Origin of the sequence: Mycetohabitans rhizoxinica HKI 454 (assembly GCF_000198775.1) — a bacterium.
Taxonomy (GTDB): Bacteria; Pseudomonadota; Gammaproteobacteria; order Burkholderiales; family Burkholderiaceae; genus Mycetohabitans; species Mycetohabitans rhizoxinica.
Window position 1 is genome coordinate 745,032 of record NC_014722.1, and the last position, 26,350, is coordinate 771,381.

Below are 26,350 nucleotides of genomic sequence, written 5' to 3' on the forward strand. Positions count from 1 at the left end.
GGTCGCGCGTCATTTTTTGCGGGACAAACCTGATAAAATGCGCGCACTTGCATTTTTGAACTCATTTTCCCTGGAGGGGTGCATGGACAACATCGAACAGCGCGTCAAGAAGATCGTCGCGGAACAGCTCGGCGTGGCTGACGCGGAAATCAAGAACGAGGCATCGTTCGTCAACGATTTGGGTGCGGATTCGCTGGACACTGTCGAGCTTGTGATGGCGCTGGAAGACGAGTTCGGCATGGAGATTCCGGATGAGGAAGCCGAGAAGATCACGACGGTCCAGCAGGCAATCGACTACGCCCGGGCTAACGTCAAGGCCTGAGCGTCTGGGTTGACTGTCGCAGATCGCGGCCACAGGGCTCACGGGTTTCCGTGCGGCCGCTGTGGCTTTTTGATTTTCTGTTATTTATGAAAAAGGGAATATCGTGAGCCGTCGTCGTGTGGTAGTTACCGGCCTTGGGCTGATTTCGCCCGTTGGCAATAACGTTGCCGACGGTTGGGCGAACCTGATTGCTGGCAAATCGGGGATCGCGAATATCACGAAGTTTGACGCATCGAATTTTTCAACGCGTTTTGCCGGTGAAGTCAAGGGCTTCAATATCGAGGACTACATGGCGGCCAAAGAGGCCCGTCACATGGATACGTTCATCCACTACGGCTTTGCGGCCGGCGTGCAAGCCATGACGGACGCGGGCATCGACACGGCAAGCGAGGATTTGGAGCGTATCGGTGTGGTCGTCGGCTCGGGCATTGGCGGCTTGCCGATGATCGAAGTCACGCAAACCGAGATGCTGAACCGAGGGCCACGGCGAATCTCTCCTTTCTTCGTCCCAGCCTCGATTATTAACATGATCTCCGGTCACCTGTCGATGCGCTACGGCCTCAAGGGGCCGAATCTGGCGATCGTGACCGCATGCACGACCGGCCTGCACTGCATTGGCGAGGCGGCGCGGTTGATCGAATACGGGGACGCCGACGTGATGCTGGCCGGCGGCGCAGAAGCGACCGTGTCGCCGCTGGGCATTGGCGGCTTTGCCGCCGCGCGCGCGCTGTCGCAGCGGAACGATGATCCAGCCACGGCTAGCCGTCCGTGGGACAAGGACCGTGATGGCTTCGTGCTGGGCGAGGGCGCCGGCGTGATGGTGCTTGAGGAATACGAGCGCGCGAAGGCGCGTGGCGCGAGGATTTATGCTGAAGTTGCCGGCTATGGCATGAGTGCTGACGCATACCACATCACGGCGCCGCTCGAGGATGGCGACGGCGCGCGCCGCTGCATGCTGGCAGCGTTGAAGAACGCGCGCGTGAACTTGGATGAAGTTCACTACCTAAATGCGCATGGCACGTCGACGCCGTTGGGCGACCTGGCGGAGACCATCGGCATTAAGCGCGCGTTTGGCGACCACGTCAAGCACATGGTCGTGAACTCGACAAAGTCGATGACCGGCCACCTACTGGGCGGCGCGGGCGGTCTGGAGTCGGTATTCACCGTGCTGGCGCTGCATCACCAAGTATCGCCGCCGACGATCAACATTTTCAATCAGGATCCGCAGTGCGACCTGGATTACTGCGCGAATACTGCGCGGGAGATGAAGATCGATGTCGCGTTGAAGAACTCATTCGGCTTCGGCGGCACGAACGGTACGCTGGTGTTCAAGCGCGTCTGATGACGGATCGCGCCATCTTCGCGGGGCTGCGGCCCGCGCCGTCGCTGCACTCCAGCATCGCATCGGCGGCGCGCGACGACGCGATGGCTTTGCAGCGCTCGCCGATGCTTGCGGCGCTGGGCATGGTCTGCGCGGGTGCGTGCGCGCTGGCGGTGATGTTGGTGCTGGCGCCGCGCATCGGTTTCATCGCTGCCGCAGCGGCAGCGCTCGCGGTGGCGCTCGTATTGGCTGTTTTTTCGCAGTGGCAGGAGCGCATGAGGCCGATTGCGATCCAAGTCGGGCCGGATGGTGCGCTCACGTGGCATCGCCAGGGTGCGCCGGTGCGATATCACCGGATCCTTGGGCACGCGCGTCCTGCTGCCGGCCTGTTGGTGCTACGCCTGGCGCCTGATGACGAGCGGGCGACGCGGCACAGTGCACGGTCGGGTTCGGTGCTGATCGCGGCCGACGCAATCGAGCCGGCCCATTTCCGCGAGTTGGCGATCGCGCTGGCGCGTCAACGCCGGCGGCCCGGATGAGTTGTTGCACCGCAGCACGCCCGCGCGGCCCCTTGTAACCGTTGTAACGCTTGCCTGCCCACAGGGCGCTACAATAGGCGTCCTTTCGCGTCGCAATCTATACAGACAACGGATTTTTCAGGTGAGCGAAAAAGAAATCGACCAGGCGCTGGTCGAGCGCGTCCAGAAAGGCGATAAAGCCGCGTTCGAACTCCTGGTCGCCAAATACCACCGCAAGATCATTAGGCTCATTTCGCGCCTCGTGCGCGACCCCGCAGAAGTCGAGGACGTCGCACAGGACGCGTTCATCAAGGCATATCGTGCGCTGCCGCAATTTCGCGGCGAGTCCGCGTTCTATACGTGGTTGTACCGGATAGCCGTCAACACCGCAAAAAATTACCTTGCGACGCAGGGCCGGCGTGCGCCGACGTCCACGGAAGCGGACGCGGAGGAGGCTGAAACTTTCTCCGATGCTGACCAACTAAGGGATATCAACACGCCTGAATCAGTGTTGATGAGCAAGCAGATCGCACAGACGGTCAACGCCGCGATGGCGCTATTGCCCGAGGAGCTGCGCACGGCGATCACGCTGCGCGAGATCGAGGGGCTGAGCTACGAGGAAATCGCCGAGATGATGGGTTGCCCAATCGGCACCGTTCGGTCGCGGATTTTTCGGGCTCGCGAAGCCATTGCGACAAGGTTGCGCCCGTTGCTGGATACCCCCGAAGGCAAGCGGTGGTAGTGGTAAGGGTCGAGCGGGGGCGACGGGGTTGTCAGTTAGATGGGGAGCATCATGGAGTCGGTTCCATTGCAAATGAACGAGTCGGCGAGCCACATTTCGGTTGCCGAGCGTATTTCCGCCGCGCTGGATGGTGAGTTGCCGGAAGGTGGTGGGCACGCGGCGCGCGCGCGCGTGTCGCACAGGCTTGCCCAGTTTCTGTCGACGCTGGATGCTGACGGGCGGGCCTTGTGGACCGACTATCATCTGATTGGTGATGTGCTGCGTTCCGATGAATTGGCCGAGGATGCCGCGATGAGCGCGGCGTTCGTTGCCCGGTTTTCCGCGCGACTGGCCGAGGAGCCGCACGTGCTGGCGCCGTCGGCGTTGCAGACCAGCGTGCGGCGCACGCTGGCGTTACGGCGCCGCATGCTGCCCGTATTCGCGGTGGCCGCTGCCGCCGCGACGCTGAGCTGGGTGGTCGTGCCGCAACTGCAAGGCCTTGGCGGTGCGGACACGCCGGCACAAGTCGCTTCGGTTAGCGGCTCAGGTGTGGAGGCAATGCAACGCGTCGCATTGGCGTCCACGCCGATGAATGGCGGCGTGCCGCAGGACATCCAGGAGGCGAACATTGTTCGCGATGCGGATCTGGATCAATATTTGGCCGCGCACCAGCAATTCGCGCAGCAGCCGATGATCCAATCCACCACGCCTTTGATCCGTGCCGCCGCGGTTTCCGAGAGCAAATAATCTGATGCAGCTTCAGCGGTCAAAAACAATCGATGCACGGGGGCGGCTGCGGGGAACGATGTTCGTCGCAGCCGTATTCATTTCGATGGTCTGCGCGGCCGTCCACGCTCAGCTGCGCACCGACGAGCCGCTCGTCGCGCGGCGCGAGGCGGCCAATTGGCTGAACCGGATCCACCAGGCAGCGCAGCAGCAGAGCTACGAAGGGATTTTCGTCTACCAGCGTGGTTCGGCGGTGCAGTCATCCAGTATCGTGCATTTCGCGGATCATGGTGACGGCGAATATGAAAGGCTTGAAAGCCTGGACGGTAAGCCGCGCCGAATGCTGCGGCACAACGACGAGGTCTACACGTTCGTGCCCGAGCGCAAGCTGTGCGTGTTCGAGCATCGGCAGAACAGGGATGCGTTCCCCGCGTTGTTGTCCGCGAGCAGCGACCACGTATTGAGTGTCTACGATCCGCAACTGCTGGGGACCGACCGTGTCGCCGGACTGGACGCGACGGTGATCGAATTGCGTCCAAAGGACGCGCTGCGCTATACGTATAAGTTGTGGGCTGACCAGAAGACCGGCTTGCTGTTGCGCGAGCAGACGCTGGACAGCGACGGGCAGGTGCTCGAGCAGGTTGCCTTTTCGCAGGTCCGGCTCGGCGTGCCGGCGGGCCGCAACGCGATTGCCCAGGCCGTGCGCAACGCATCTGGTTGCGTGCGCCCCCCGGTGGAGCCAGTCAACATGGAAGCAGCGGGCTGGCAATTGCCGAATCAGATTCCCGGGTTTCGCAAGGTGCGGGAGCTACGTCGGCCGATGGCCGCACGCGATCCGTCGTCGTCGCCCATTGCCGTGGATCAGGCGGTGTTTTCTGATGGGCTTTGTGCGGTCTCGATTTTCGTCGAGCCATTCGAGCGCAATTCCCGCAAGGAAGGTTCGGGTGCGAGCGCAGCCACGCACATCCTAGTCAAGCGTCATGGTGATTATTGGATCACCGCGTTGGGTGAAGTACCGATGACGACGCTGCAACGGTTCACTTCTGCCATAGAATACAGGGCTCCTCGATAGTTCGCGCGGTCTCTTTCTTTTGGTCAACAATATGAATATCCATCCGGTGCGCAGATTCCTGCTCGCGGCCGCCATGGCCATCTGTATTCCCTTGGTGTCCCCGTGCGCAGCCGCGGCGCCAGCTGCTGCCAGCCTGCCAGATTTCACGGATCTGGTCGATAAGGTCGGCCCGGCGGTCGTCAATATCCGCACCACGACGCATGCGCAGCAACAGGGCCCGATAGGCGGCCTGCCCCCCGGGCTGGATGATGGCGGCGATATGGCCGAGTTCTTCCGGCGCTTCTTTGGTATTCCGCTGCCACAGCAGCCGGGCAAGCCGAACCCGCCGCGCGGAGGGGGCGGAGGCGAGGATTCAGATCCGTCGGATTCAGAACAGAGCAGCGGAGTAGGTTCCGGCTTTATCCTGTCGGCTGACGGCTATGTGATGACCAATGCGCATGTGGTGGATGACGCGGACACGATCTATGTGACGCTGACCGACAAACGCGAATTCAAGGCAAAGTTGATCGGCGTGGACGAGCGCACCGACGTGGCGCTTGTGAAGATCAATGCGGCGAGCCTGCCGACGGTGACGATCGGCGATTCGAACAAGGTTCGGGTCGGGGAATGGGTCGTGGCGATCGGCTCCCCCTTCGGGCTGGACAACACGGTCACGTCCGGCATTGTCAGTGCGAAGGGGCGCGATACCGGCGACTATTTGCCGTTCATCCAAACCGATGTCGCGGTCAATCCCGGCAATTCGGGCGGGCCGTTGATCAACATGCAGGGCGAGGTAATCGGCATTAACTCGCAAATCTACAGTCGTACTGGCGGTTTCATGGGGATCTCGTTTGCCATCCCGATCGACGAGGCAATGCGCGTCGCAGACCAGCTCAAGGTCAACGGACGAGTTGTGCGGGGGCGGATCGCGGTGGCGGTCGGCGAAGTGAGCAAGGACGTGTCGGACTCACTGGGGCTGCCTAAGGCGCAAGGCGCGCTAGTGTCCAGCGTCGAGGTGGACGGCCCGGCCGACAAGGCCGGCGTGCAGCCGGGGGACATTATCCTGAAGTTCAATGAGCGCACTGTGGATACGGCGACGGACCTGCCGCGGATGGTGGGCGAAACCAAGCCCGGTACCCGAGCGACGCTGACGATCTGGCGCAAGGGCCAGACGAAAGATTTGTCGGTCGTTGTGGCCGAGATGCAGCCGGACAAGACGAAGGCGCAGACTAGCCGCCGCACGCCGCCGCGCGAGCGTGCATCGAACCAGCTTGGACTGGCGGTCAGCGATCTGTCGCCGGCGCAGCGCAAGGCGATGAATCTGGTCGGTGGCGTGCAGGTCGATGGCGTGCACGGCCCGGCGGCCCGCGCAGGGTTGCAGCGGGGCGACATCATCCTGCGAATCGGCGATACTGACGTCGCGAATACGAAACAATTCGAGTCGCTCGTGCAGCAACTCGATCCGCAAAAGGCTGCGGCGTTGCTGGTGCGCCGCGGCGACAACACGCAGTTCGTCCCAGTCAGGCCGCGGCTCGCGCCGGCACAGAAGTAATGCGGGCCGACGCTCGATGATGGCGCACGGCTCGCGCCGCCTGCCTCGCCTGACGCTGTACGGCCGCGCCTGGTGTCATTTGTGCGACGACATGCGGGCGCAGCTCGATGCACTGTGGCCGAGCACGAGCGGTATCGTCGTCGACGTGGTTGACATCGACGCGGATCCAGTGCTGCAAGCGCAGTATGACGAGGCGGTACCTGTGCTGCTGCTGGACGGCGTCGAGTTGTGTCGCTATCGGCTCGATCCTGTGCGCGTCGCGCGGGCGTTGGCAGACTTCGATGCGGGGCGATGGCCTACGAGTCCAGCCTGATCGATGCGTTTTCCGCTAAAATGCGCGGATTCTTGACTTTATCGCAAGGCGTGCTCCACTTTTGTCCGAGCGCGCCTTTTTCGCTTGATCGGCATTGAATGGATCATATTCGTAATTTTTCGATCATCGCGCACATCGATCACGGTAAATCGACGCTTGCCGACCGCATCATCCAGTTGTGCGGCGGCTTGTCGGACCGCGAAATGGAAGCGCAAGTGCTCGATTCGATGGACCTGGAGCGCGAACGCGGCATCACGATCAAGGCGCAGACCGCCGCGTTGACGTACCGGGCGCGGGATGGCCGTGTCTATAACTTGAATCTGATCGACACGCCAGGCCACGTCGACTTTTCCTATGAAGTGAGCCGGTCGTTGTCCGCTTGCGAGGGGGCACTGCTGGTCGTCGACGCGAGCCAGGGGGTCGAGGCGCAGACTGTCGCAAACTGCTATACCGCGATCGAGTTGGGTGTCGAGGTCGTGCCGGTGCTCAACAAGATCGATCTGCCCGCGGCGAACCCGGACAACGCGATGGCCGAAATCGAGGATGTGATTGGCATCGACGCCACAGACGCAGTCCAGTGCAGCGCGAAGACCGGCCTGGGCGTGCAGGATGTGCTCGAGGCGCTAATCGCTAAGGTGCCGCCGCCCCGCGGTGACGCGCAGGCGCCGTTGCAGGCGCTGGTCATCGATTCGTGGTTCGACAATTACGTCGGCGTCGTGATGCTGGTGCGCATTATCAATGGCGCGTTGCGCCCGAAGGACAAGATCAAGATGATGGCGACCGGCGCGCAGTATCCGGTCGAGCACGTGGGCGTGTTCACACCGAAGTCGCAAAACCGTGACGTCTTGTCCGCGGGCGAGGTTGGGTTCGTGATCGCGGGCATCAAGGAGTTGACGGCCGCGAAGGTCGGCGACACGATCACCCATGCGGCGAAGCCGGCGGCTGAACCGTTGCCGGGCTTCAAGGAAGTCAAGCCCCAGGTGTTTGCCGGGCTGTATCCGGTCGAGGCCAACCAGTACGATGCGTTGCGCGAGTCGCTCGAGAAACTTAAGCTCAACGATGCGTCGCTGCAATATGAACCTGAGGTCTCGCAGGCGCTGGGCTTCGGCTTTCGCTGTGGCTTCCTAGGCTTGCTGCACATGGAAATTGTGCAGGAGCGGCTTGAGCGCGAATTCAATATGGATTTGATCACGACGGCGCCGACCGTCGTGTACCAGGTGCTGATGCAGGACGGCTCGATGATGATGGTCGAGAACCCGGCGAAGATGCCTGAGCCCTCCAAAATCGCCGAGATTCGCGAGCCGATCGTGACGGTAAACCTGTATATGCCGCAGGACTATGTCGGCGCGGTGATTACGCTGTGCACGAGCAAGCGCGGCAATCAGGTCAACATGGCCTACCACGGTCGCCAGGTGCAACTCACGTACGAGATACCGATGGCCGAGATCGTGCTGGACTTTTTCGATCGGCTCAAGTCCGTATCGCGCGGCTACGCGTCGATGGACTATGAGTTCAAGGAATACCGAGCATCGGACGTGGTCAAGGTCGATATGCTGATCAACGGCGACAAGGTCGATGCGTTGTCGGTGATCGTGCATCGGTCGCAGTCGCAGTATCGCGGCCGCGAGGTGGCCGCGAGGATGCGCGAAATCATTCCCCGGCAGATGTACGACGTCGCGATCCAGGCGGCCATCGGCGCGCACATCATCGCGCGCGAGAACATCAAGGCGCTGCGCAAGAACGTGCTAGCCAAGTGCTACGGTGGCGACATCACGCGCAAGAAGAAACTGCTCGAAAAGCAAAAAGAAGGCAAGAAGCGGATGAAGCAGGTTGGCAGCGTCGAGATTCCTCAAGAGGCATTTCTCGCTATCCTCAAAGTCGAAGACAAATAACCGAAAAACGGAATCTCCATGAATTTTGCGCTGATCCTCTTCATCCTGGTTGTGTTGACCGGCATTGCATGGGTAGCGGACAAACTGGTTTTTCTGCCTCAGCGCCGGCGGGCCGCGGATGCCGCCGCGCACGAGTTTGATCAGCAGCAACAGCGCATGGATGAGCGCTTTCGCGACGAAGACGCCGCCCGCACGCGGGCCAGGCTGCGCGAAGAACGGCTGCGCCAGCCGTGGTGGCTCGAGTATTCGGCAAGCTTCTTTCCGGTGATCTTGCTAGTATTCGTGCTGCGTTCATTCATTGTCGAGCCGTTCAAGATTCCGTCCGGCTCGATGGTGCCCACGCTGCTTGTTGGCGACTTCATCCTGGTCAACAAGTATGATTACGGGGTCCGCTTGCCGATCATCGACAAGAAGATCATCCCGAACCGAGACCCGCAGCGCGGCGACGTCGTCGTATTCCGCTATCCGAAGGACGAGTCGATCGATTACATCAAGCGCGTCGTTGGCGTGCCGGGCGACGTGGTCGCGTATCAGGACAAGCACTTGACGATCAATGGTGAGGTGGTGCTCGAAGTGCCGCTGCCGGATTATCTGGATGAGGACCGGCTGTCAATGGGGCAGCCGGCCAAATACGTCAAGCAGTACAGCGAGACACTCGGGGGCAAGCGCCATGCGTTGCTCAACGATCCGGCCGTGCCGCCGTTCGTGATTGGCGCAGACGATTATCCCTATCGCGACAATTGCCACTACAACGACCGTGGCGTGATTTGCAAGGTGCCGCCGGGCCACTATTTCGTGATGGGCGACAACCGGGACAATAGTGCCGACAGTCGCTACTGGGGCTTCGTGCCTGAGCGCAACCTGGTTGGCCGTGCGTTCTTTATCTGGCTGAACTTCTCGAACCTGAAGCGAATCGGCTCGTTCGAATGACGCCTGAGCGTTGCACGGCTCAGCCTGCTGCACGCGTTATACTTCTATCCATGCCTTTGTCACCGCTGGAAAGCCGGCTGCACTACGAATTTCGCAATGCGGAATTGTTGCGGCAGGCGATGACCCACCGAAGCCACAGTGCCACGCATAACGAGCGGCTCGAATTCCTTGGCGATTCAGTCCTCAACTGCGTGGTGGCCGCCCTTTTGTTCCAACGTTTTGGCAAGCTTGACGAAGGCGACTTGTCCCGCGTGCGGGCGAATCTTGTCAAGCAACAGTCGCTGTACGAAATTGCTCAGGCGCTAAATATCGCAGAGGCGCTGCGGCTCGGTGAGGGGGAGTTGCGCAGTGGCGGCTTCCGGCGGCCATCGATCCTGGCCGACACGTTTGAGGCGGTGCTCGGCGCGATCTTCCTGGATGGAGGGTTCGACGCGGCGCAAACGGTGATCAAGCGTTTATATGTCCCTATTTTGGATCATATTGATCCGCGCACGCTGGGCAAGGATGCCAAGACATTGTTGCAAGAGTATTTGCAAGGGCACAAGATCGCATTGCCGAGCTACGCGGTGATCGCGACCACGGGCGCCGCCCACAATCAGCAGTTCGAGGTCGAGTGCACGGTGCCGAAGCTCGAGGTCAAGGTGTTCGGCACCGGCGCCAGTCGGCGCGCCGCCGAGCAGGCTGCCGCAAAAAAGGCGCTCGAAGAAGTGATGGCGGTGGCGCCGCAGCTGCTCGGCAAGCCGAAGCGATCGAAGAGTGCGGCACGCGCTGCCAAGCGCGAATCCGGGGACACACCGTCGCCTAGCACCGGGGTGCAGGGTGCACTGGATTTACGCCCCGCATTGGACCGCAAGACCGAGCGGCTGGTGGGCCGCGCCGAGCGCGCCACGCATCCCGCCGAGCGGGCGATGCAGCCGATGGAGCGGGGAGGCAATGACCATGAACGCGTGAGCAGCGCGCCGTCGTCAAATGGCGTGCCGAGCGCCGTCGCGATGATGCGTGCCGCGCAGGCTGACCATTCGGTCGAGCGGGCGCCACGCCAGGCCGACAAGGGGGCCGCTGCGGCCACAGCGGTCGATGCGCCATTGGCCAAGGCAGCGGCAGCGATTGCCGCTACCACCGTGGTGGTTGCCGATGTGCCGGCCGGGTCCAGACAGGCGCTCGATGAGCGTCGCGATACGGCGCCTCATCCGACGCCGCGCAAGGCCGATGCCGGCGCGTGAGCGCGACCGCGCTAATGCGGCCCGTCGCAGCATGGCCTGCCCGCGCTTTACCCTTTGAACCCGACAGCCGAGGTCGGGCGCTACGCGCCCACGTCAGCGATATTTTCTGCAGGTCCGCTTGCCATGAATTCAACTCTTGAACAAACTGGTTTCCGTTGCGGCATGATCGCGATCGTCGGGCGACCCAATGTCGGCAAGTCGACGTTGATGAACGCCCTCGTCGGGCAAAAGGTCAGCATCACGTCACGCAAGGCGCAAACCACGCGGCACCGGATTACGGGTATCCGCACGCTGGACGATGCGCAATTCATCTTTGTCGACACGCCCGGCTTCCAGACCCGGCACGGCTCGGCGCTGAACCGCTCGTTGAACCGCGCGGTCACCTCGACGCTGACCTCGGTGGACGTCGTGCTGTTCGTGGTCGAGGCTGGCCGTTATGGGCCCGACGACCAGCGGGTGCTGGAATTGATCCCGCCGTCGGTGCCGACGGTGCTGTTAGCGAACAAGATCGACAAGCTTTCGGACAAGAGCGCGCTGCTGCCATTTTTGAAAAGCACAGCGGCACTGCGCGCGTTCCGTGACGTCGTACCGATGAGCGCGAAGCAGCCGGACGACATCACGCGGCTGTTGAAGATCTTGCGGCCGTCGTTGCCGCTCGGTGAGCCGATCTATGGCGAGGACGAGTTGACCGACCGCAGCGAGCGATTCTTGGCGGCCGAGATCCTGCGGGAGAAAGTCTTCCGCTGGACCGGAGACGAGTTGCCCTACACGAGTACGGTACTGATCGACAAGTTCGAGCAGGAAGGCCGACTGCGGCGGATTTTTGCAACGATCCTCGTCGATCGTGACAGTCACAAGGCGATGATTATCGGGCAGAAGGGCGCGAAGCTGAAGCAGATCAGCACCGAGGCGCGCCTCGACATGGAACAGCTCTTCGATGGTCGAGTTTATCTGGAGACGTTTGTGAAGATCAAGAGCGGCTGGGCGGACAACGAGGCGGGATTGCGCGCCTATGGGTACGAGTGACGTCTGGCCGGGTCAACCAGAGGAGGCCGGGCAACTCGATGCCGGCGTGGCACCCGGGCTGGCGCCCGATGGTGCGCCGCCGGGCGCGTCGGGTGCGTCAGGTGCGTCAGGTGCGTCGGGCGATGTTGCGCGGTCCGCGCCAGATGACACCGCGCCGACCCGTCGCCGCGCCGCCGCGCCGCGCTCGGGCCACCGTATCGCCGAGCAGCCGGGCTTCGTGTTGCACACTTACCCGTATCGCGAGACGAGCCTGATCATCGACGTGTTCACGCGCATGCACGGCCGTCTCGCGCTCGTCGCAAAGGGGGCGAAGCGGCCGCATTCGGCGCTGCGCGGCGTGCTGCAAACGTTTCAGCCGCTCGCGCTGTCATGGACCGGCAAGTCCGAAATGCGGACCTTGACCCGGGCTGAATGGGTCGGCGGGATGCGTCCGCTCGCCGGTGATGCACTGCTGTGTGGCTTTTACGTCAACGAGTTGCTCGTCAGATTCTGTGCACGGGAAGATCCGCATACCGCGTTGTTCGACCATTACTTGCTGACGTTGACGCGGCTCGCGCATGACGAACCGGCGGTGCAGGTATTGCGCTCGTTCGAGCGCGTCTTACTGCGTGAGACCGGCTATGCCATGTCGCTCGATCGGACCGTGGCGAGGCAGAATGTCGTGGCCGGGCGCTCGTATGTGTTCGACCCCGAGCGGGGCGTATGCGACGTCGAGATGCTCGAGCCTGACGCGCACGCGTTGCGCGGGCCGGTCATCGCCGGGCAAACGCTGCTTGACATGGAGCGCGACGATTATTCGCGTGCGCAGACCGTCGCGCAGAGCAAGACCCTGATGCGTTTTTTGCTGAATACTTATCTTGGCGGCGCGCCGCTTGCGACGCGCCAGATCCTGATCGACTTGCAAAACCTATGAACATCTTCTCGTCGCCAACGCCTGTTATCGAGTTGGGTGTCAACATCGACCATGTCGCTACGTTACGCAACGTGCGTGGTACGGCGTATCCTGACCCGCTGCGCGCGGCGCTGCAAGCTGAGGCTGCCGGCGCCGACGCGATCACGCTGCATCTGCGCGAGGACCGCCGCCATATCGTCGATGCCGACGTGCGCGCGTTGCGGCCGTTGCTCAAGACTCGAATGAACCTGGAGTGCGCGTTGACGCAGGAAATGCTCGACATCGCCTGTGACGTGCGCCCACACGACGTTTGCCTGGTACCGGAAAAGCGCGCCGAGCTGACCACCGAAGGCGGATTGGACGTGGTTACACACTTCGACGCAGTCAAGGCGGCGAGCCGGCAACTGGCCGATGCGGGCACGCGCGTATCGCTGTTTATCGACGCCGAGCCGGAGCAGATTCGGGCGGCCCACGAAAGCGGCGCGCCGGTGATTGAGCTACATACTGGACGCTACGCTGACGCGGATGATGACGCTCGGCAGTCACAGGAATTCGAGCGGATTGCCGCGGGTGTTGACTTGGGGCTGTCGCTGGGCCTGAAAGTCAATGCCGGTCACGGCCTGCACTATACCAACGTGCAGCGCATTGCCGCGCTCGATGGCATTGCCGAGTTGAACATCGGCCATGCCATCGTTGCGCATGCCATTTTTGCGGGATGGGACAACGCCGTGCGGGAGATGAAGGCGATCATCGTTGCGTCGCGCGTGGGCACGCGCGCATGAGCACCGCAGCCGCGCCGATGGTGCCCCGCGCCGTCTATGGGATCGGCACGGACATCGTGCAAGTCAGTCGCATCGCCGCCGTGATGGAGCGTACCGGTGGCCGCTTTGCCGAGAAAATCCTCGGTCCGCAGGAACTGGCGGTCTATCGCGTGCGCGCGGCACGCTCGCACGTGCGCGGCGTGGCGTTCTTGGCCACGCGCTTCAGCGCGAAGGAGGCGTTCTCCAAAGCGATCGGGCTCGGTATGCATTGGCCAATGACGTGGCGCGCGGTGCAGACGCTCAACGAGAAGAGCGGCAAGCCGGTGCTCGTCGCGTCGGGCGAGCTGGCCCGGTGGATGGCCGAGCGCGGACTTAGCGCACGCGTATCCGTCAGCGACGAACGCGATTATGCGGTGTCGTTCGTCATTGCCGAAGTCGGCGCGTCCATGGAGGGCCCCGATGCCGGGCCGATGGAGCGGCACGCAACCGACCTCAGGAACCCGAGTTGAACAATCGCAAGTGCCAATATGGTCCGGTGATGTTCGATGTCGCCGGCACTTCGTTGAGTCGTGACGATGTCCGCCGGATCGCCGATCCGCTGACCGGCGGCGTGATTTTGTTCGCCCGCAATTATGCAAGCCGCGCGCAACTGCTCGAGCTGACCGGCGCAATCCGCGATGTGCGCGACGACGTGATCATTGCGGTGGACCAAGAGGGCGGGCGCGTGCAGCGTTTCCGGGAGGATGGGTTCACGTCGCTGCCGCCGATGCGCGTCCTGGGCGCGTTATGGAACGACGATGCACTCGCGGCGATTCGAGTGGCCACGGCGATCGGCTATGTGATGGCATCGGAGTTGCGCGCGAGCGGCCTCGACTTGAGCTTTGCACCGGTGCTTGACCTCGACTACGGGCACGCGAAGGCGATCGGCGATCGCGCGTTCCACGCGGATCCGCGCGTCGTCGCGCTGTTGGCCAAAAGCGTCGCACATGGCTTGGCGCTGGCCGGAATGGCAGCCTGCGGCAAGCACTTTCCGGGGCACGGCTACGTGGAGGCGGATTCGCATGTCGAGGCGCCTGTCGATACCCGCGCGCTCGACGAGATTCTCGGCTGCGATGCGCAGCCGTATCAATGGCTTGGGCTGTCGCTGGCCGCGGTGATGCCGGCCCACGTCGTCTATCCGGCCGTCGATGCCCGGCCGGCCGGCTTCTCGGGCGTGTGGCTGCAGCAGATCCTGCGCGGCAGGCTTGGGTTCAATGGCGTGATCTTCAGCGACGATTTGTCGATGGAGGCGGCGCGCCAGGCCGGGACCACCGCCGAGGCCGCGCACGCGGCGCTCGATGCCGGATGCGACATGGTGCTCGTGTGCAATCGTCCCGAAGACGCCGACGATGTGCTGCAGCGCCTGCGCGCGCGCGTCATCGATACGGCGTCCCGGCGCCGCATCAAGCGGCTCGCACCCCGCGGCGGCGCGCCAAAGTGGAGCGAACTGATGCGCCAACCCGACTATTGCCAAGCGCGCGAGCTGATCGACAGTCTGCGGTGAACGGGATGGCCGGCTTAGGTCACCTTCATTCGCTGAAGCTTGTTGTACAGCGTCTTGGGGCTGATGCCGAGCAGCGTCGCCGCCCGATGCCGGGTGCCGCCCACCGCATCGAGCGTGGCGCGGATCAACATCTCCTCGACATCGGCAAGCGGTGTGCCGACCGCGATCTGCACCTGGTTGCTCGATAGCGAACGGCCAGTGCGACCGCCTTCATTGTTCGGCGACAAGCTTTCGATCATGTCCTCGGACGCCTGATGTGCACGCTCGATCACGTCGCGCAATTCACGCACGTTGCCCGGCCACTCGTATTGGAACAGCTCGTGCACGCAGAGCGGGCTGAGCCGCTTGACCGACTCGTGGCGTTGGTTCAGCACGTCGACGAAATAAGTGGCCAACAGTTCGATGTCCTCGCCGCGCTCGCGCAGCGGCGGCAATATCAACGGCGCCACGTTCAGCCGTTGCAGCAGGTCGGCGCGCAGCGTGCCGCGGGCCAGCGCCTGCTGCGGCGATTCGACGGTGGCCGCCACCACCCGGAAGTCGGCGCTTCAGATCGGTGGTGCCGCCCATCCGGCGGAACGTGCGCACGCCCAGCGCTCGTGCGAGTGCTTCCTGCTGCGCGGCGGGCAGCAGATCGACACGGTCGATGAACAGCGTGCCACCGGCCGCTCGTTCCAGCACGCCGGCTTCGTTCGTCTCCGCCCCATCGAATGCGCCGCGCTGGTGACCGAATAGCATGCTTTCCCACGGCTCAGCGCCTGCGTGACTGGCCGCCGCGCCGTCCAGCTTCACCAGCGGGCTTTTCTTGCGACGGCTCATCTCGTGCAGCGTTCGCGCGGCAATCTCCTTGCCTGTTCCCGGCTCGCCGACGATCAGCACCGCTGCCTCTGTCGGCGCGATACGCTCGATCGTGTCATAGACCTGTTGCATCGCCGCACCGCGGCCAATCATTGAGCCGAAGCGGCCGACCCGCCGCAATGCCGCACGCAGGTTTTGGACTTCCTCGGTAAGCTCGTATGGGCGCGGAATGCGCGCCAGCAGGCTGCGCAATCGCGGGATATTGACTGGTTTGAGTAGGTAATCCCAAATGCCGTGGCGTAGCCCTTCGATCGCGCTTTCTACCGTCGCGTTACCGGTCATTACGATGACCGGCGTCGCGCCGTCCGGCTGAGACGGCAGCGAGTGCAGCACGTCTAGCCCACTGCCGTCAGGCAGGTTTAAGTCGACCAGCACCACATCGGGAATAAACCGCTGCAACGCGGCGCGCGCTTCTACGAGCGTGGCTGCCGTGTCGACGGAAAAGCCATCAGTACTCAGAATGGCCGACAATCCCGACAGGCTGTTAGGGTCGTCTTCAACGATTAGGGCGTGTGGCATAGCGCGAAGAGGTATGATCTGCGGCGAATTTTTGAGCGCTGCGGTGGCGGTTCGGGGTGAGCATGCTTCGTGCCAATTCGTAGCACTTTACCAATCAATGCGTTGCTGTAACAGGGTGACTCGCGTACGACCCCGAAGCGGCAAATTTTTCCCGTTTGGCGCGTAAATTTTTCCACCGCTGCGCAGCAGTGTCGCGTCGCGTAGCATTGGCCCCTGTAAACAAAAAGCGCTCCAGTTGGAGCGCTTGCGTTGCGGCATGGGGAATATTCGGCGCGTTGTTACGCGCGGCTGCGGTACTCGTGTGTACGCGTGTCAATCTCGATCTTGTCGCCGATGTTGCAAAATAGCGGCACTTGCAATTCAAAGCCGGTAGCCAGCTTGGCATTCTTGAGTACCTTACCGGACGACGTATCGCCCTTGACCGCAGGTTCCGTATAGACGATTTCGCGCACCAGCGTGGTCGGCAACTCGACTGAGATCGCCTTGTCGTTGTAGAACACCACTTCACACGTCATGCCATCCTCGAGATAGTGCAACGCATCGCCCATCATCTCGCTTTCGACCTCGTACTGATTGTAGTCCGCATCCATGAAGACATACATCGGATCAGCGAAGTACGAATAGGTGACTTCCTTGCGGTCGAGCACGACCACGTCGAACTTGTCATCGGCCTTGTACACCGACTCGTTGCCCGCGCCGGTCAGCAGGTTCTTCAGCTTCAGCTTGACGACCGCGGCGTTGCGGCCCGACTTATTGTACTCGGTCTTTTGCACGACCATGGGATCGTTGCCGATCATTATGACGTTGCCCGTACGCAGTTCTTGAGCGGTCTTCATAACACTGTCCTGTCCGATAAATGGGTATGGCGAATGACTGACGGCACGCCCCCGCATTGGGCAGTCCGGCAGGCGAGCCTAAGCTCTTGAAAACCCACTATTTTAACGTATTTTGGGCAAATGCGGCCAGATGCCCGGCTAGATCACCAACGGCGGCTAGCTCGTCCGCCCATGCGTGCGCGCGTGCCGCGAACGCTTCCCGGTGCTGGATGAAATCCTGCCAATCGGGCATGCCATGCGTTGAATTGCCGTTCCATGCGTGCCAGAAACGCGTCAATGCGTCGCGCGCGCGCGGCTCCAGCGCCGAGCCGATATGCGCGAGGGCCGCGTCCAGCTTCGGCAGATGCGCATCATCCGCCTGTGGATAGATGTGCCAGACGAACGGCTTGCGTGCCCACTGCGCGCGCACGAACGAATCCTCGCCACGCACGAAGTTGATATCGGCGCTCCACAACAGTCGATCGTAGCCGCGTTGGTCGGTGAATGGCAACGCATGCGCGCTCAGCGCGCCTGCGCTCGCGCTGGTGCCCGCCGCGAATGCGCGCGCTCCTGCAGGATGACCGAAGAATCGCGCTACGGAGCTGGAGATCCGTCCCTGTGGAACCAATAGCACCAACGGATCCGTCGCATCGCGCCATTGCTCGAGCAGCGCGTCGAGGGCGGGATTCTCGTAGGAGAACAGCGATACGACCGTGGCGGCCGGATCGGGCTGCGGCAGCCCGAGCCCCGTCCACCAGCCTGCCCGTTCGGCCGCCGATTCAACGAATGCGCGGCGCTGCGCGTCCAGGTCTTGCTCGCAAAGCACTCCGCCGGTGTGGGCGCCGAGGCCGGGGAAGAAGAACGTCTTGGCCAGCGCATGGCGGGGATGGGGCGACGCGCGCAAGTGAAAGTTTGCCACCCAGTCTTCCGATGACAGGTATTCAAGGTTGATCCAAACTACCCGCGACGAGCGTTGCGCCATCGCAGCAACGTATGACGCCGGCAGATCACAGGCGAATGCCTCGATGACGACATCGGCGATGTTTAGTACCGCCGCGCCAGGTTCAGCGAACTGGGGCTCATGCCAGTGCTCGATGGCGACGCCGGCCAGCACTTGCCGCTCACGCTCGGCATCCAGCCCAGGCGCCAGACGCGCGAGCGTGGCCAACTCGTCGATGAATAGACGCACCTGCCAGCCGTATTCATTCGCCAACTGCCGGGCCAGCCGCCAGCAGACGCCGGCGTCGCCAAAATTGTCGATTACCGTGCAGAAAATGTCGCACGTGAGTGGCGCACGCGCGCCGACGAGCAGGTCGGGGCAGGAGGACATGGGATGCGTGCGCGACGCGCAGGCCGCTTGACGAATGATCTAAACTGTTTATTTTAGAGCACAGATTCCGTGCAGCGCACGGGACTGATCCGGTATTGGCTACATGACTGAACCGTCTGCCCCTGTGTCCGTTGCCGAGCCCGATAGGGGTTTCAACCCTAAAAGTGTCATTGCACAGTTGCCGCACCTGCCCGGCGTGTATCGCTACTACGACGCACAAGGCGCCGTGCTGTACGTGGGCAAGGCGCGCGACTTGAAAAAGCGTGTATCGAGCTATTTCACCAGGACGCTAGTGTCGCCGCGTATCGCGTTGATGGTCCAGCGCATCGCGCGCATCGAAACCACGGTGACCCGCTCCGAAGCAGAGGCACTGCTGCTGGAGAACAATCTGATCAAGGCATTGACGCCGCGCTACAACATTCTGTTTCGCGACGACAAGTCGTACCCGTACTTGAAGCTCACTGGGCATCGCTTCCCGCGCATGGCGTACTACCGTGGCGCGGTCGACAAGAACAACCAGTATTTTGGCCCATTCCCGAGTTCCTGGGCGGTGCGCGAGAGCATCCAGATCCTGCAGCGCGTATTCCAATTGCGAACCTGCGAGGACTCAGTCTTTAGCAACCGTACCCGCCCCTGCCTGCTGCATCAGATCGGCCGGTGCACTGCGCCTTGTGTCGGCGCAATCAGTGACGAAGACTATGCGCGCGACGTGACGAACGCGGCGCGCTTTCTGCAGGGGCGTCAGCGTGAGGTGATGAACGAACTGGAGGACAAGATGCATGGTTACGCGGCCGAGTTGAAATTCGAGCAGGCGGCCGCGGTACGCAACCAGATGAGTTCGCTGTCCAAGGTGCTGCACCAGCAGGCGATCGAGGTCGGCGCCGAGCGTGGCAGCGGCGATGCCGACATCCTGGCGGTGGTCGCGCAAGGAGGGCGCGTGTGCGTGAACCTGGCCATGGTACGTGGCGGACGCCATCTCGGCGACAAGGCTTATTTCCCATCCCACGTCGAGACCGCGCTGGCCGCGCCGCACGAACTCAGCGTCGAGGAAGCTATGCAGACGGCGTGCGTCGCCGATAGGTTGTCGGTGGGTCAGGCGCCGACAACCGCCGCTGGGCACGATGCCGAAGACGGCGCGGAAGTTGCCGAGGTGCCGGAAGCCGGTGACGGGTCCGAGGCGGGCAACGAATCGGAGGTGGGCAATGGGTCCAAGGCGGGCGGTGGATCCGAGGCGAGCGCTGGATCCGAGTTGGGCAATGGATCCGAGGTGGATGGTGGATCCGAGGCCGGCGATGGGTTGGAAGTGACGACAGCCGCCATCCCGGCAGCCAGCACTGCGGCAGCCGATGTCCTGGCGGCGGACCGTAGCACACGGAAGGCGGCGCGGGATGGCATCGAGGCAGAGGTGCTGGACGCGTTTATCGCACAGCACTATATTGGCCATCCGGTGCCGCCCGTAATCATCGTCAGCCATGCGCCGGCCACGCGTGAGTTGGTTGACGTGCTAGCGCAGCAGTGCGGGCACAAGGTCTCGCTGATCCGCCAGCCGCAAGGCCAGAAGCGGGCATGGCTATCGATGGCCGAGCAGAATGCACGACTCGCGCTCGCCCGGCTGCTGTCCGAGCAGGGTTCCCAGCAGGCCCGTACGCGCGCGCTTGCCCAGGTGTTGTCAATTGACCTGGAGGACTTGTCATCATTGCGCATCGAGTGCTTTGACATCTCGCACACGATGGGCGAGGCGACCCAGGCCTCCTGTGTCGTCTATCACCATCATAAGATGCAGTCCGCCGAGTACCGACGCTACAACATCACGGGGATCACGCCGGGTGATGACTACGCCGCTATGCGGCAGGTGCTCACGCGGCGCTATGAAAAGGTCGTATCGCAGTTGGCCGGCGCATCATCGACTTTGCCGGCCGACGTGCAACCACCGGCTCGCGACGCCGCACCCGCCCGCGACGCGCAGCCCGCGGCGCAGGCGGGTGCGGTCGCGGGTGCTGGCGTGCTGCCGCATATTGTGCTGATCGACGGCGGCAAGGGGCAGGTCGAGATCGCCCGTCAGGTTTTCACGGAACTGGGACTGGATGCCGGCATACTGGTCGGGGTCGCGAAAGGTGAGGGTCGCAAGGTCGGTCTTGAGACTTTGGTCTTCGCGGACGGGCGGGCGCCGCTCGAGTTGGGCAAGGAGAGTGCTGCGCTGATGCTGGTCGCGCAGATTCGCGACGAGGCGCATCGCTTTGCCATCACTGGGATGCGGGCCAAGCGCGCCAAGGCGCGGCACAGCTCGCGCCTGGAGGAGCTTGAGGGGGTTGGGGCGAAGCGACGGCAGCGATTGCTCGCGCGCTTTGGCGGGCTGCGCGGCGTGATGTCCGCCAGCATCGACGAATTGGCCAGTGTCGAGGGCGTGTCGCGCGCACTGGCCGAGCAGATTTACCATCAATTGCATTGAGCATGGCGGCCGGCGCGCGGGTCGCTTGCTTGTGACGCGCCGGATCACGCGGCACAATGACAATTCTGCGCAACCTTTCATCGCCCGTTCGTTTCGATGCCTTTTAATTTACCGATTTTCCTGACGTGGCTACGGATCGTGCTGATCCCGTTGATTGTTGGCGTGTACTATCTGCCGGACACGATGCTGATCGCGCAGGACAAGAACGAAGCGGCTGCGGCCATCTTCATCCTGGCGGCGTTGACCGATTGGTTCGATGGATTTCTCGCGCGCAAGCTCAACCAAACCTCGGCATTTGGTGCCTTTCTTGATCCGGTTGCGGACAAGCTGATGGTGACCGCTGCGTTACTGGTGCTGGTGCACTTGATGCGGCTCGATTCGGCCATTGCGCTGGTGATCGTGGGCCGTGAGATCACGATTTCCGCGCTGCGTGAATGGATGGCGCAGATCGGCGCATCTAAGAGCGTCGCCGTCAATTCGCTAGGCAAGTTCAAGACCGCGTGCCAAATGATCGCGATTCCAATGCTGCTGTACTATGCGCCAATTGGCGTGCCGGGGCAGTTCGCGATCAACACGCGCGTCGTGGGCGAGTGGCTGATCTACTTGGCGGCCGTGCTGACGATCTGGTCGATGTTCTATTACATGAAGCTGGCCTGGCCGCAGATCCGCGATCGGGCCGCATGACGGGTTGGAGCGGAACGGGCATTTCTGCGATGGCCCGGATTTTTTTATCGGCCTCGGTCCTTGACACTGTGCGTCGCTTTCAGCATAATCTCGAACTTCGCTGAACACGCCAACGCGTGAACGGCGACAGCATCGTGCGGGAGTAGCTCAGTTGGTAGAGCGCAACCTTGCCAAGGTTGAGGTCGCGAGTTCGAGACTCGTCTCCCGCTCCACGACGCATAGTAGCTCATGCTTGCGGGAGTAGCTCAGTTGGTAGAGCGCAACCTTGCCAAGGTTGAGGTCGCGAGTTCGAGACTCGTCTCCCGCTCCAGGTGCCATGGCGCGATAGCAAAGCGGTTATGCAGCGGCCTGCAAAGCCGTTTAGGCCGGTTCGACTCCGGCTCGCGCCTCCAGACAACCCCCTAATTTTCAGGGGGTTTTTTGTTTGCGCCACGCCCCCTACGACGACCAGTTGCTTGACGCTTGCTATCTTCAGCGCTGCCAGCAGTGTAGCGGCCTTCAACGTCGAAAAGCGTGTGCTGCTAACGACCGCGTCGACGCCGTGTATCGCCGCGGCTAGGGCAATGACGTCGTTGGCGTTCACCTCGTGCACGGCGGCTTCCCCAGTACGGCGACCGATATGGCAGGCAGTTGGCGACGGGCAGCGCATGATGCTCACGCGTGCATGCGCAGGCATCATGCGACAATGGTAGCGGTCGTGCCACCTGCATGACGCCGGCGTACCGGCGTGCCATGGTGGCGCACGTCTACCTTTGAGGCCCTGTGCAACCCGTGCACGCTGGAATAAACGGATGAAATGATCGAATGGAGTTTCCGGCACTTCGCCGAGTTGAGCGCGGCTGACGTCTACGACATGTTGGACGTGCGCAGTGAGGTTTTCGTCGTCGAGCAACGGTGCATTTATCGCGATATCGATCAACTTGATTGGCAGGCGTGGCATCTGTTTGCGCGCGATACGCGCTTGCCGGGCTGTCCGTGCGCGGGCTATCTCCGGGTGCTGTCCGCCGCGCAGCACGATGAGCGCGCCGATCGCGTCATCGGTCGTGTGCTGACTTCGCCGCGCCATCGCGGCGATGGGCTGGGCCGCGCGTTGATGGCCCAGGCGCTCGACCATATCGGCTCGCGCTGGCCAAACACGGCGGTGCGGCTGCACGCGCAGGCGCACTTGCAGCGCTTCTACCGCGGGTTCGGATTCGAGCCGATCTCCGACGAGCATGATGACGATGGCATTGCGCATGTCTGGATGCGTCGTCCGTGACTGATGACCGCCTTTGCGCCAACAAGATGAAGAACGCTACTACAAGCGCTGTCCTGACCAAGCAGGATTTTGAAACGTTGTCCGAGTTCCGCTACCAAATGCGGCGGTTCCAACGTTTTTCGGAAAACGCTGCGCAAAGTGAAGGCATTACACCGTTGCAATACCTGCTGCTATTGCATGTCAAGGGTTTCCCGGGGCGCGAGTGGGCGACCATCGGTGAGTTGGCTGAACGGCTGCAAGCCCAGCCGCATGGCGTGGTGGCGCTGGTCACGCGCTGCGAGGCGTTGGAATTGGTCAAGCGCGTGCAAAGTGAAGTGGACCGGCGACAGGTCCAGGTGCATCTTTTGAAGAAAGGCGAGCACGTGCTGGGTCATCTTGCGTCGCTGCATCGCGCGGAACTTAAGGCGCTACGCGGCATGTTCAAAGTACCCGATCTCGATTACTGAACCAGCCTCGCGCGATGCGACGTGCATCGCGCGTGCACAGCTCGGCGATGCAGCGGCGTCAGGACGTTTGCTTGATCAGGTGTTTCAAGTCGTTGGTGATCATGTTGGCGGAGTCGGATGCGGTAGCGAGCAGGCGCGCGCGGCCGGTACGATCGAACACATAGACCGCTGAGCTGTGCGTGACCTCGTAGCTTCCGTTGCCGTCGGGTTTCTCGGCCTGGTACGCGACGCGATAGCGTCGTGCCAAATTAGCGATCTGTTTTTCGGAGCCGCTCAGGCCGACCACGTGCTGTGGATCGAACGCCTGCACGTAGGTATGCAATGTCTGCGGCGTGTCCCGGTGGGGATCGACCGAAATAAACAGAATGCGCACGTCGCGGGCGTCGTCGCCCAATTGCTCGACAACTTGCATCAGCCGGGCCATGGTCTCCGGGCATACATCCGGACAATGCGTATAGCCAAAGAAGACTAGCGTGGTTTTGCCGGCGAACGACGCGCCGGACACAGTCTGCCCGTTGTCTGCCTGCAGCGAGAAGCCAAGATCCGGCAGGTGGCCAGAGACGTTGGTCAGTTTCCATTGGCCGTTATCCCGCGTGCACGCTGACAATGTCACCAATAGGCCGACGCACGCGGCGAGCACGGTGTGGCGCAGCACCGATTGGCGGCGGGGCGCGCGCGGAATGCGCATACGCGATCGGGGCAACGGGATGGACATCGGCAAACGGAACACGGGTAGGGACTTGGCGCGGAGCGTATCGACGCATCCACCGAATGGGGTACTTTAGCGCATTTCGTTGCGCACGGCGACCCATGCACGGCGGTGGGGCAATATGCCGCGCGTTGCCGTTGCGGTAAGATGCCACGACAATAAGGCGGACGATGCGGCAACGTGCGTGATGCCCGTCGATGGGGCATCGTCCTGCGCCGCTGTCTCTTTGATCCAGACTATCCATTCGATGCAACGCTTATCCGATTCATTTGCCGCACTGCCTCACGTCAACCCGCTTGAAGCAGCATTTTTCTTCGATTTCGATGGCACGCTGGTGGAACTGGCGGGGGCGCCGGATCGTGTGGTTGTCGAACCGGTGCTCATCCAGTTGCTAGGCGGGTTGCGGCAAGCATCGCACGGCGCGCTTGCGGTGGTGTCCGGTCGCGGCATCGACAGCATTGACATGCTGCTCGCGTCGGACGCGCTGGCAAACCTGCCCATCGCGGGGTTGCATGGCGCGGAGCGGCGCGATGCGAATGGCGGCGTGTTGCGCGTGGGGTTCAACGATCCACGACTCGCGCGCATCGAACGGGAGCTCGAGCGTGTGGTCGGTAATAATCCCGGCATGTTGCTCGAGATCAAGGGCGCGGCGCTTGCGCTGCACTATCGGAATGCGCCGGATCGAGAGCCGGTGGCACGACGCGAGACCGAGCGGTTGTGCGTTGAATACAGCGATGCGTATGTGCTGCAGCCCGGCAAGATGGTGTACGAAATCAAGCCGAAGCACGTCGACAAAGGGCGGGCGATCGCGGCATTCCTCGACGAGCCGCCGTTCGCGGGTCGCGTGCCGGTTTTTGCGGGCGATGACCTGACGGACGAAAAGGGCTTCGACGTGGTCAATGCGCGCGGCGGCGTGTCGATCAAGATTGGTGACGGCGATACGCGGGCCGGCGCCAGGGTCCCTTCGGTCGCCGCATTCCGCGATTGGCTCGCGACGCTGATTGGCGCGCGGCCACTGCGCGCATGAACCGCCAGATGCACGGCGACTTGTACGGTGCCGCATGAGCCGGTTGATCATCGTTTCAAACCGGGTTGCGCCGATTTCCGAGGGAGGGCCCGCCGCCGGCGGACTGGCGATCGGCGTCTATGACGCGCTAAAAGAGACCGGTGGCATGTGGTTCGGCTGGAGTGGCGACACGCAGTCCGGCCCGATCGAGCCGATCAAGCTCGAGGAGCGTGGCCCGGTGACCTTTGCGACGATCGCGTTGTCCCGGCGCGACTACGAGCAATACTATCGCGGCTTTTCGAACGCGGTGCTATGGCCGACATTCCACTATCGCTGCGACCTTGCCCATTTTGAGCGGCAGGAGTTTGACGGTTACCGCCGGGTCAATCGATGGCTGGCGGACCAGTTGGTGCCGCTGATCCGGCCCGATGATGTGATCTGGGTCCACGACTATCATCTGATTCCGTTTGCCGAGGCGCTGCGTGCTCGGCACGTGGCGAACCGTATCGGCTTTTTTCTTCATATTCCGTTTCCGCCCGCGCAGTTGCTGTTGACCGTCCCGCCGCATGAGGAACTGATGCGGGCGCTGTGTTGCTTCGATTTGGTCGGCTTCCAGACAGAAGGGGATCTGCGTGCCTTCGTCGATTACATCGAGCATGAGGCACATGGGCAGGTCGAACGTCGTATTGACGCCAGGGTATGCAGCGTGCGAGCGTATGATCGCACGCTGCGCGCCGGCGCCTATCCGATCGGCATTTATCCGGACGAGATTGCGCAATTGGCTGCGGTCGGCGAGAGCGCTAGCTACGTGCGCAATCTGAAGGCAACGCTGCACGAGCGACAACTGATCATGGCCGTGGACCGGCTAGACTATTCGAAAGGGCTGGTGGAGCGGTTCCGTGCGTTCGAGAAGCTGCTTGAGGCGACGCCTGCGCGCCGCAACAAGGTGTCGTTCGTGCAGATCGCGCCACCGACCCGCGCTGACATGAATGCGTACCAGGACATCCGGCTGCAGCTCGAGGCGGAGGCGGGCCGGATCAACGGACGTTTTGCCGAGTTGGATTGGGCGCCGATCCGCTACATTCACCGGCAGTACGAGCGACAGGTGCTGGCTGCGTTGTTCCGGATATCCGATGTCGGCTACGTGACACCGCTGCGCGACGGCATGAATCTGGTGGCCAAGGAGTATGTGTCCGCGCAGGATCCCGACGATCCGGGCGTTTTGGTGCTGTCACGCTTCGCTGGCGCCGCGCAGGAACTGCACGGCGCGTTGATTGTCAATCCCGCCGACCTCGCGGGCATGGCCGACGCCCTAGATCGCGCGCTGAGCATGCCGCTGTTTGAGCGGCGGCAGCGTCACGCGGATATGATGACGCAGTTGCGTGAGAATAACGTATCTGTATGGCGCGATCACTTCCTCGGCGACCTGCGCTTGCTGGCGCCGGCCACAGGCTGACAGCAAGCACGCCGTCGAAGAGGGCGGCAGCG

Annotated in this window: 25 protein-coding genes, 3 tRNA genes and 1 pseudogene; 25 read left to right on the forward strand and 4 right to left on the reverse strand. The window is 62.5% G+C overall.

The window, feature by feature from the left end:
* The first annotated feature begins 82 nt into the window (after nt 1-82).
* The 16 genes from acpP to nagZ all read left to right on the forward strand — a co-directional run bounded on the left by acpP (nt 83) and on the right by nagZ (nt 14,791).
* A complete protein-coding gene (acpP, locus tag RBRH_RS03325; RefSeq protein ID WP_041754094.1) occupies nt 83-322 on the forward strand; it encodes an acyl carrier protein in 240 nt (79 codons plus the stop codon).
* Nucleotides 323-425: 103 nt separating this feature from the next.
* Nucleotides 426-1,664: a beta-ketoacyl-ACP synthase II gene (gene fabF / locus RBRH_RS03330; RefSeq protein WP_013434544.1), complete on the forward strand. Its 1,239-nt coding sequence runs from the start codon at nt 426-428 to the stop codon at nt 1,662-1,664.
* Nucleotides 1,664-2,182 carry a protein YgfX gene (locus RBRH_RS03335; protein ID WP_049786351.1) on the forward strand — a complete coding sequence of 173 codons (519 nt, stop codon included), beginning with the start codon at nt 1,664-1,666 and terminating at the stop codon, nt 2,180-2,182. The genes fabF and RBRH_RS03335 overlap by 1 nt, the downstream gene beginning before the upstream one ends.
* A 121-nt stretch (nt 2,183-2,303) precedes the next feature.
* Nucleotides 2,304-2,903, forward strand: coding sequence for an RNA polymerase sigma factor RpoE (gene rpoE, locus RBRH_RS03340; protein WP_041753171.1), 600 nt, complete (start codon nt 2,304-2,306; stop codon nt 2,901-2,903).
* Between the two features lie 51 nt (nt 2,904-2,954).
* Nucleotides 2,955-3,629 carry a sigma-E factor negative regulatory protein gene (locus RBRH_RS03345; RefSeq protein WP_041753172.1) on the forward strand — a complete coding sequence of 225 codons (675 nt, stop codon included), beginning with the start codon at nt 2,955-2,957 and terminating at the stop codon, nt 3,627-3,629.
* Between the two features lie 4 nt (nt 3,630-3,633).
* The gene (locus RBRH_RS03350; protein ID WP_041753174.1) at nt 3,634-4,680 is read left to right on the forward strand and encodes a MucB/RseB C-terminal domain-containing protein; all 1,047 of its coding nucleotides are present in this window, start codon (nt 3,634-3,636) and stop codon (nt 4,678-4,680) included.
* Nucleotides 4,681-4,711: 31 nt separating this feature from the next.
* Entirely contained in the window at nt 4,712-6,211 is a 1,500-nt protein-coding gene (locus RBRH_RS03355) for a DegQ family serine endoprotease (protein WP_041753177.1), read from the forward strand.
* Between the two features lie 16 nt (nt 6,212-6,227).
* Nucleotides 6,228-6,524 (forward strand): glutaredoxin family protein, encoded by a 297-nt coding sequence (locus tag RBRH_RS03360; protein WP_013434550.1) that lies wholly within the window; start codon nt 6,228-6,230, stop codon nt 6,522-6,524.
* A 98-nt stretch (nt 6,525-6,622) separates the two neighbouring features.
* On the forward strand, nt 6,623-8,416 hold the full coding sequence (lepA, locus tag RBRH_RS03365; protein WP_013434552.1) for a translation elongation factor 4: 1,794 nt from the start codon (nt 6,623-6,625) through the stop codon (nt 8,414-8,416).
* An 18-nt stretch (nt 8,417-8,434) separates the two neighbouring features.
* Nucleotides 8,435-9,346, forward strand: coding sequence for a signal peptidase I (lepB, locus tag RBRH_RS03370; protein ID WP_013434553.1), 912 nt, complete (start codon nt 8,435-8,437; stop codon nt 9,344-9,346).
* A 50-nt stretch (nt 9,347-9,396) separates the two neighbouring features.
* The gene (gene rnc / locus RBRH_RS03375; RefSeq protein ID WP_083813425.1) at nt 9,397-10,569 is read left to right on the forward strand and encodes a ribonuclease III; all 1,173 of its coding nucleotides are present in this window, start codon (nt 9,397-9,399) and stop codon (nt 10,567-10,569) included.
* A 123-nt stretch (nt 10,570-10,692) separates the two neighbouring features.
* Nucleotides 10,693-11,595 (forward strand): GTPase Era, encoded by a 903-nt coding sequence (gene era / locus RBRH_RS03380; RefSeq protein WP_049786352.1) that lies wholly within the window; start codon nt 10,693-10,695, stop codon nt 11,593-11,595.
* On the forward strand, nt 11,582-12,508 hold the full coding sequence (gene recO, locus RBRH_RS03385; RefSeq protein ID WP_013434556.1) for a DNA repair protein RecO: 927 nt from the start codon (nt 11,582-11,584) through the stop codon (nt 12,506-12,508). Before era ends, recO begins: the two co-directional genes overlap by 14 nt.
* Nucleotides 12,505-13,269 carry a pyridoxine 5'-phosphate synthase gene (pdxJ, locus tag RBRH_RS03390; protein WP_013434557.1) on the forward strand — a complete coding sequence of 255 codons (765 nt, stop codon included), beginning with the start codon at nt 12,505-12,507 and terminating at the stop codon, nt 13,267-13,269. The genes recO and pdxJ overlap by 4 nt, the downstream gene beginning before the upstream one ends.
* On the forward strand, nt 13,266-13,757 hold the full coding sequence (gene acpS / locus RBRH_RS03395; RefSeq protein WP_232509329.1) for a holo-ACP synthase: 492 nt from the start codon (nt 13,266-13,268) through the stop codon (nt 13,755-13,757). The genes pdxJ and acpS overlap by 4 nt, the downstream gene beginning before the upstream one ends.
* Nucleotides 13,758-13,786: 29 nt before the next feature.
* Entirely contained in the window at nt 13,787-14,791 is a 1,005-nt protein-coding gene (gene nagZ / locus RBRH_RS03400) for a beta-N-acetylhexosaminidase (RefSeq protein WP_041754099.1), read from the forward strand.
* A 14-nt stretch (nt 14,792-14,805) separates the two neighbouring features.
* Here the strand turns inward: nagZ and RBRH_RS03405 are convergent.
* The 3 genes and pseudogenes from RBRH_RS03405 to earP form a co-directional block, all read right to left on the reverse strand.
* Nucleotides 14,806-16,165 (reverse strand): annotated as a pseudogene (locus RBRH_RS03405) (sigma-54-dependent transcriptional regulator).
* A gap of 278 nt (nt 16,166-16,443) precedes the next feature.
* Entirely contained in the window at nt 16,444-17,001 is a 558-nt protein-coding gene (efp, locus tag RBRH_RS03410) for an elongation factor P (RefSeq protein ID WP_041753181.1), read from the reverse strand.
* A 97-nt stretch (nt 17,002-17,098) separates the two neighbouring features.
* On the reverse strand, nt 17,099-18,310 hold the full coding sequence (gene earP / locus RBRH_RS03415) for an elongation factor P maturation arginine rhamnosyltransferase EarP (protein ID WP_013434562.1): 1,212 nt from the start codon (nt 18,308-18,310) through the stop codon (nt 17,099-17,101).
* 103 nt (nt 18,311-18,413) lie between these two features.
* Here earP and uvrC point away from each other — a divergent pair, with 103 nt between their 5' ends.
* The 7 genes from uvrC to RBRH_RS03450 all read left to right on the forward strand — a co-directional run bounded on the left by uvrC (nt 18,414) and on the right by RBRH_RS03450 (nt 23,147).
* Nucleotides 18,414-20,759: an excinuclease ABC subunit UvrC gene (gene uvrC, locus RBRH_RS03420; protein ID WP_013434563.1), complete on the forward strand. Its 2,346-nt coding sequence runs from the start codon at nt 18,414-18,416 to the stop codon at nt 20,757-20,759.
* Between the two features lie 96 nt (nt 20,760-20,855).
* Nucleotides 20,856-21,443 carry a CDP-diacylglycerol--glycerol-3-phosphate 3-phosphatidyltransferase gene (pgsA, locus tag RBRH_RS03425; protein ID WP_013434564.1) on the forward strand — a complete coding sequence of 196 codons (588 nt, stop codon included), beginning with the start codon at nt 20,856-20,858 and terminating at the stop codon, nt 21,441-21,443.
* A gap of 136 nt (nt 21,444-21,579) precedes the next feature.
* A tRNA-Gly gene (locus RBRH_RS03430) sits at nt 21,580-21,655 on the forward strand.
* Between the two features lie 22 nt (nt 21,656-21,677).
* Nucleotides 21,678-21,753, forward strand: a tRNA-Gly gene (locus tag RBRH_RS03435).
* 8 nt (nt 21,754-21,761) lie between these two features.
* A tRNA-Cys gene (locus tag RBRH_RS03440) sits at nt 21,762-21,835 on the forward strand.
* A 404-nt stretch (nt 21,836-22,239) separates the two neighbouring features.
* The gene (locus RBRH_RS03445) at nt 22,240-22,701 is read left to right on the forward strand and encodes a GNAT family N-acetyltransferase (protein ID WP_013434566.1); all 462 of its coding nucleotides are present in this window, start codon (nt 22,240-22,242) and stop codon (nt 22,699-22,701) included.
* A gap of 26 nt (nt 22,702-22,727) precedes the next feature.
* Entirely contained in the window at nt 22,728-23,147 is a 420-nt protein-coding gene (locus tag RBRH_RS03450; RefSeq protein WP_041754100.1) for a MarR family winged helix-turn-helix transcriptional regulator, read from the forward strand.
* Between the two features lie 58 nt (nt 23,148-23,205).
* Here the strand turns inward: RBRH_RS03450 and RBRH_RS03455 are convergent, their stop codons facing one another.
* Nucleotides 23,206-23,835 carry an SCO family protein gene (locus RBRH_RS03455; protein ID WP_049786353.1) on the reverse strand — a complete coding sequence of 210 codons (630 nt, stop codon included), beginning with the start codon at nt 23,833-23,835 and terminating at the stop codon, nt 23,206-23,208.
* Between the two features lie 268 nt (nt 23,836-24,103).
* Between RBRH_RS03455 and otsB the strand changes: the two genes are divergently transcribed.
* The gene (otsB, locus tag RBRH_RS03460; RefSeq protein WP_041754103.1) at nt 24,104-24,883 is read left to right on the forward strand and encodes a trehalose-phosphatase; all 780 of its coding nucleotides are present in this window, start codon (nt 24,104-24,106) and stop codon (nt 24,881-24,883) included.
* A gap of 34 nt (nt 24,884-24,917) precedes the next feature.
* On the forward strand, nt 24,918-26,318 hold the full coding sequence (gene otsA / locus RBRH_RS03465) for an alpha,alpha-trehalose-phosphate synthase (UDP-forming) (RefSeq protein ID WP_041753182.1): 1,401 nt from the start codon (nt 24,918-24,920) through the stop codon (nt 26,316-26,318).
* Nucleotides 26,319-26,350 lie beyond the last annotated feature (32 nt).

Bases quoted from the DNA above. Each gene is read 5' to 3' on its own strand.
- earP (WP_013434562.1), bottom strand. From the start codon at position 18,310: ATGTCCTCCTGCCCCGACCTGCTCGTCGGCGCGCGTGCGCCACTCACG.
- era (WP_049786352.1), top strand. From the start codon at position 10,693: ATGAATTCAACTCTTGAACAAACTGGTTTCCGTTGCGGCATGATCGCG.
- RBRH_RS03455 (WP_049786353.1), bottom strand. From the start codon at position 23,835: ATGCGCATTCCGCGCGCGCCCCGCCGCCAATCGGTGCTGCGCCACACC.
- lepA (WP_013434552.1), top strand. From the start codon at position 6,623: ATGGATCATATTCGTAATTTTTCGATCATCGCGCACATCGATCACGGT.
- RBRH_RS03350 (WP_041753174.1), top strand. From the start codon at position 3,634: ATGCAGCTTCAGCGGTCAAAAACAATCGATGCACGGGGGCGGCTGCGG.
- uvrC (WP_013434563.1), top strand. From the start codon at position 18,414: ATGACTGAACCGTCTGCCCCTGTGTCCGTTGCCGAGCCCGATAGGGGT.
- recO (WP_013434556.1), top strand. From the start codon at position 11,582: ATGGGTACGAGTGACGTCTGGCCGGGTCAACCAGAGGAGGCCGGGCAA.
- RBRH_RS03355 (WP_041753177.1), top strand. From the start codon at position 4,712: ATGAATATCCATCCGGTGCGCAGATTCCTGCTCGCGGCCGCCATGGCC.
- pdxJ (WP_013434557.1), top strand. From the start codon at position 12,505: ATGAACATCTTCTCGTCGCCAACGCCTGTTATCGAGTTGGGTGTCAAC.
- acpP (WP_041754094.1), top strand. From the start codon at position 83: ATGGACAACATCGAACAGCGCGTCAAGAAGATCGTCGCGGAACAGCTC.
- nagZ (WP_041754099.1), top strand. From the start codon at position 13,787: ATGTTCGATGTCGCCGGCACTTCGTTGAGTCGTGACGATGTCCGCCGG.
- RBRH_RS03345 (WP_041753172.1), top strand. From the start codon at position 2,955: ATGGAGTCGGTTCCATTGCAAATGAACGAGTCGGCGAGCCACATTTCG.
- otsA (WP_041753182.1), top strand. From the start codon at position 24,918: ATGAGCCGGTTGATCATCGTTTCAAACCGGGTTGCGCCGATTTCCGAG.
- RBRH_RS03360 (WP_013434550.1), top strand. From the start codon at position 6,228: ATGATGGCGCACGGCTCGCGCCGCCTGCCTCGCCTGACGCTGTACGGC.
- efp (WP_041753181.1), bottom strand. From the start codon at position 17,001: ATGAAGACCGCTCAAGAACTGCGTACGGGCAACGTCATAATGATCGGC.
- otsB (WP_041754103.1), top strand. From the start codon at position 24,104: ATGCAACGCTTATCCGATTCATTTGCCGCACTGCCTCACGTCAACCCG.
- rnc (WP_083813425.1), top strand. From the start codon at position 9,397: ATGCCTTTGTCACCGCTGGAAAGCCGGCTGCACTACGAATTTCGCAAT.
- RBRH_RS03450 (WP_041754100.1), top strand. From the start codon at position 22,728: ATGAAGAACGCTACTACAAGCGCTGTCCTGACCAAGCAGGATTTTGAA.
- lepB (WP_013434553.1), top strand. From the start codon at position 8,435: ATGAATTTTGCGCTGATCCTCTTCATCCTGGTTGTGTTGACCGGCATT.
- pgsA (WP_013434564.1), top strand. From the start codon at position 20,856: ATGCCTTTTAATTTACCGATTTTCCTGACGTGGCTACGGATCGTGCTG.
- RBRH_RS03335 (WP_049786351.1), top strand. From the start codon at position 1,664: ATGACGGATCGCGCCATCTTCGCGGGGCTGCGGCCCGCGCCGTCGCTG.
- acpS (WP_232509329.1), top strand. From the start codon at position 13,266: ATGAGCACCGCAGCCGCGCCGATGGTGCCCCGCGCCGTCTATGGGATC.
- RBRH_RS03445 (WP_013434566.1), top strand. From the start codon at position 22,240: ATGATCGAATGGAGTTTCCGGCACTTCGCCGAGTTGAGCGCGGCTGAC.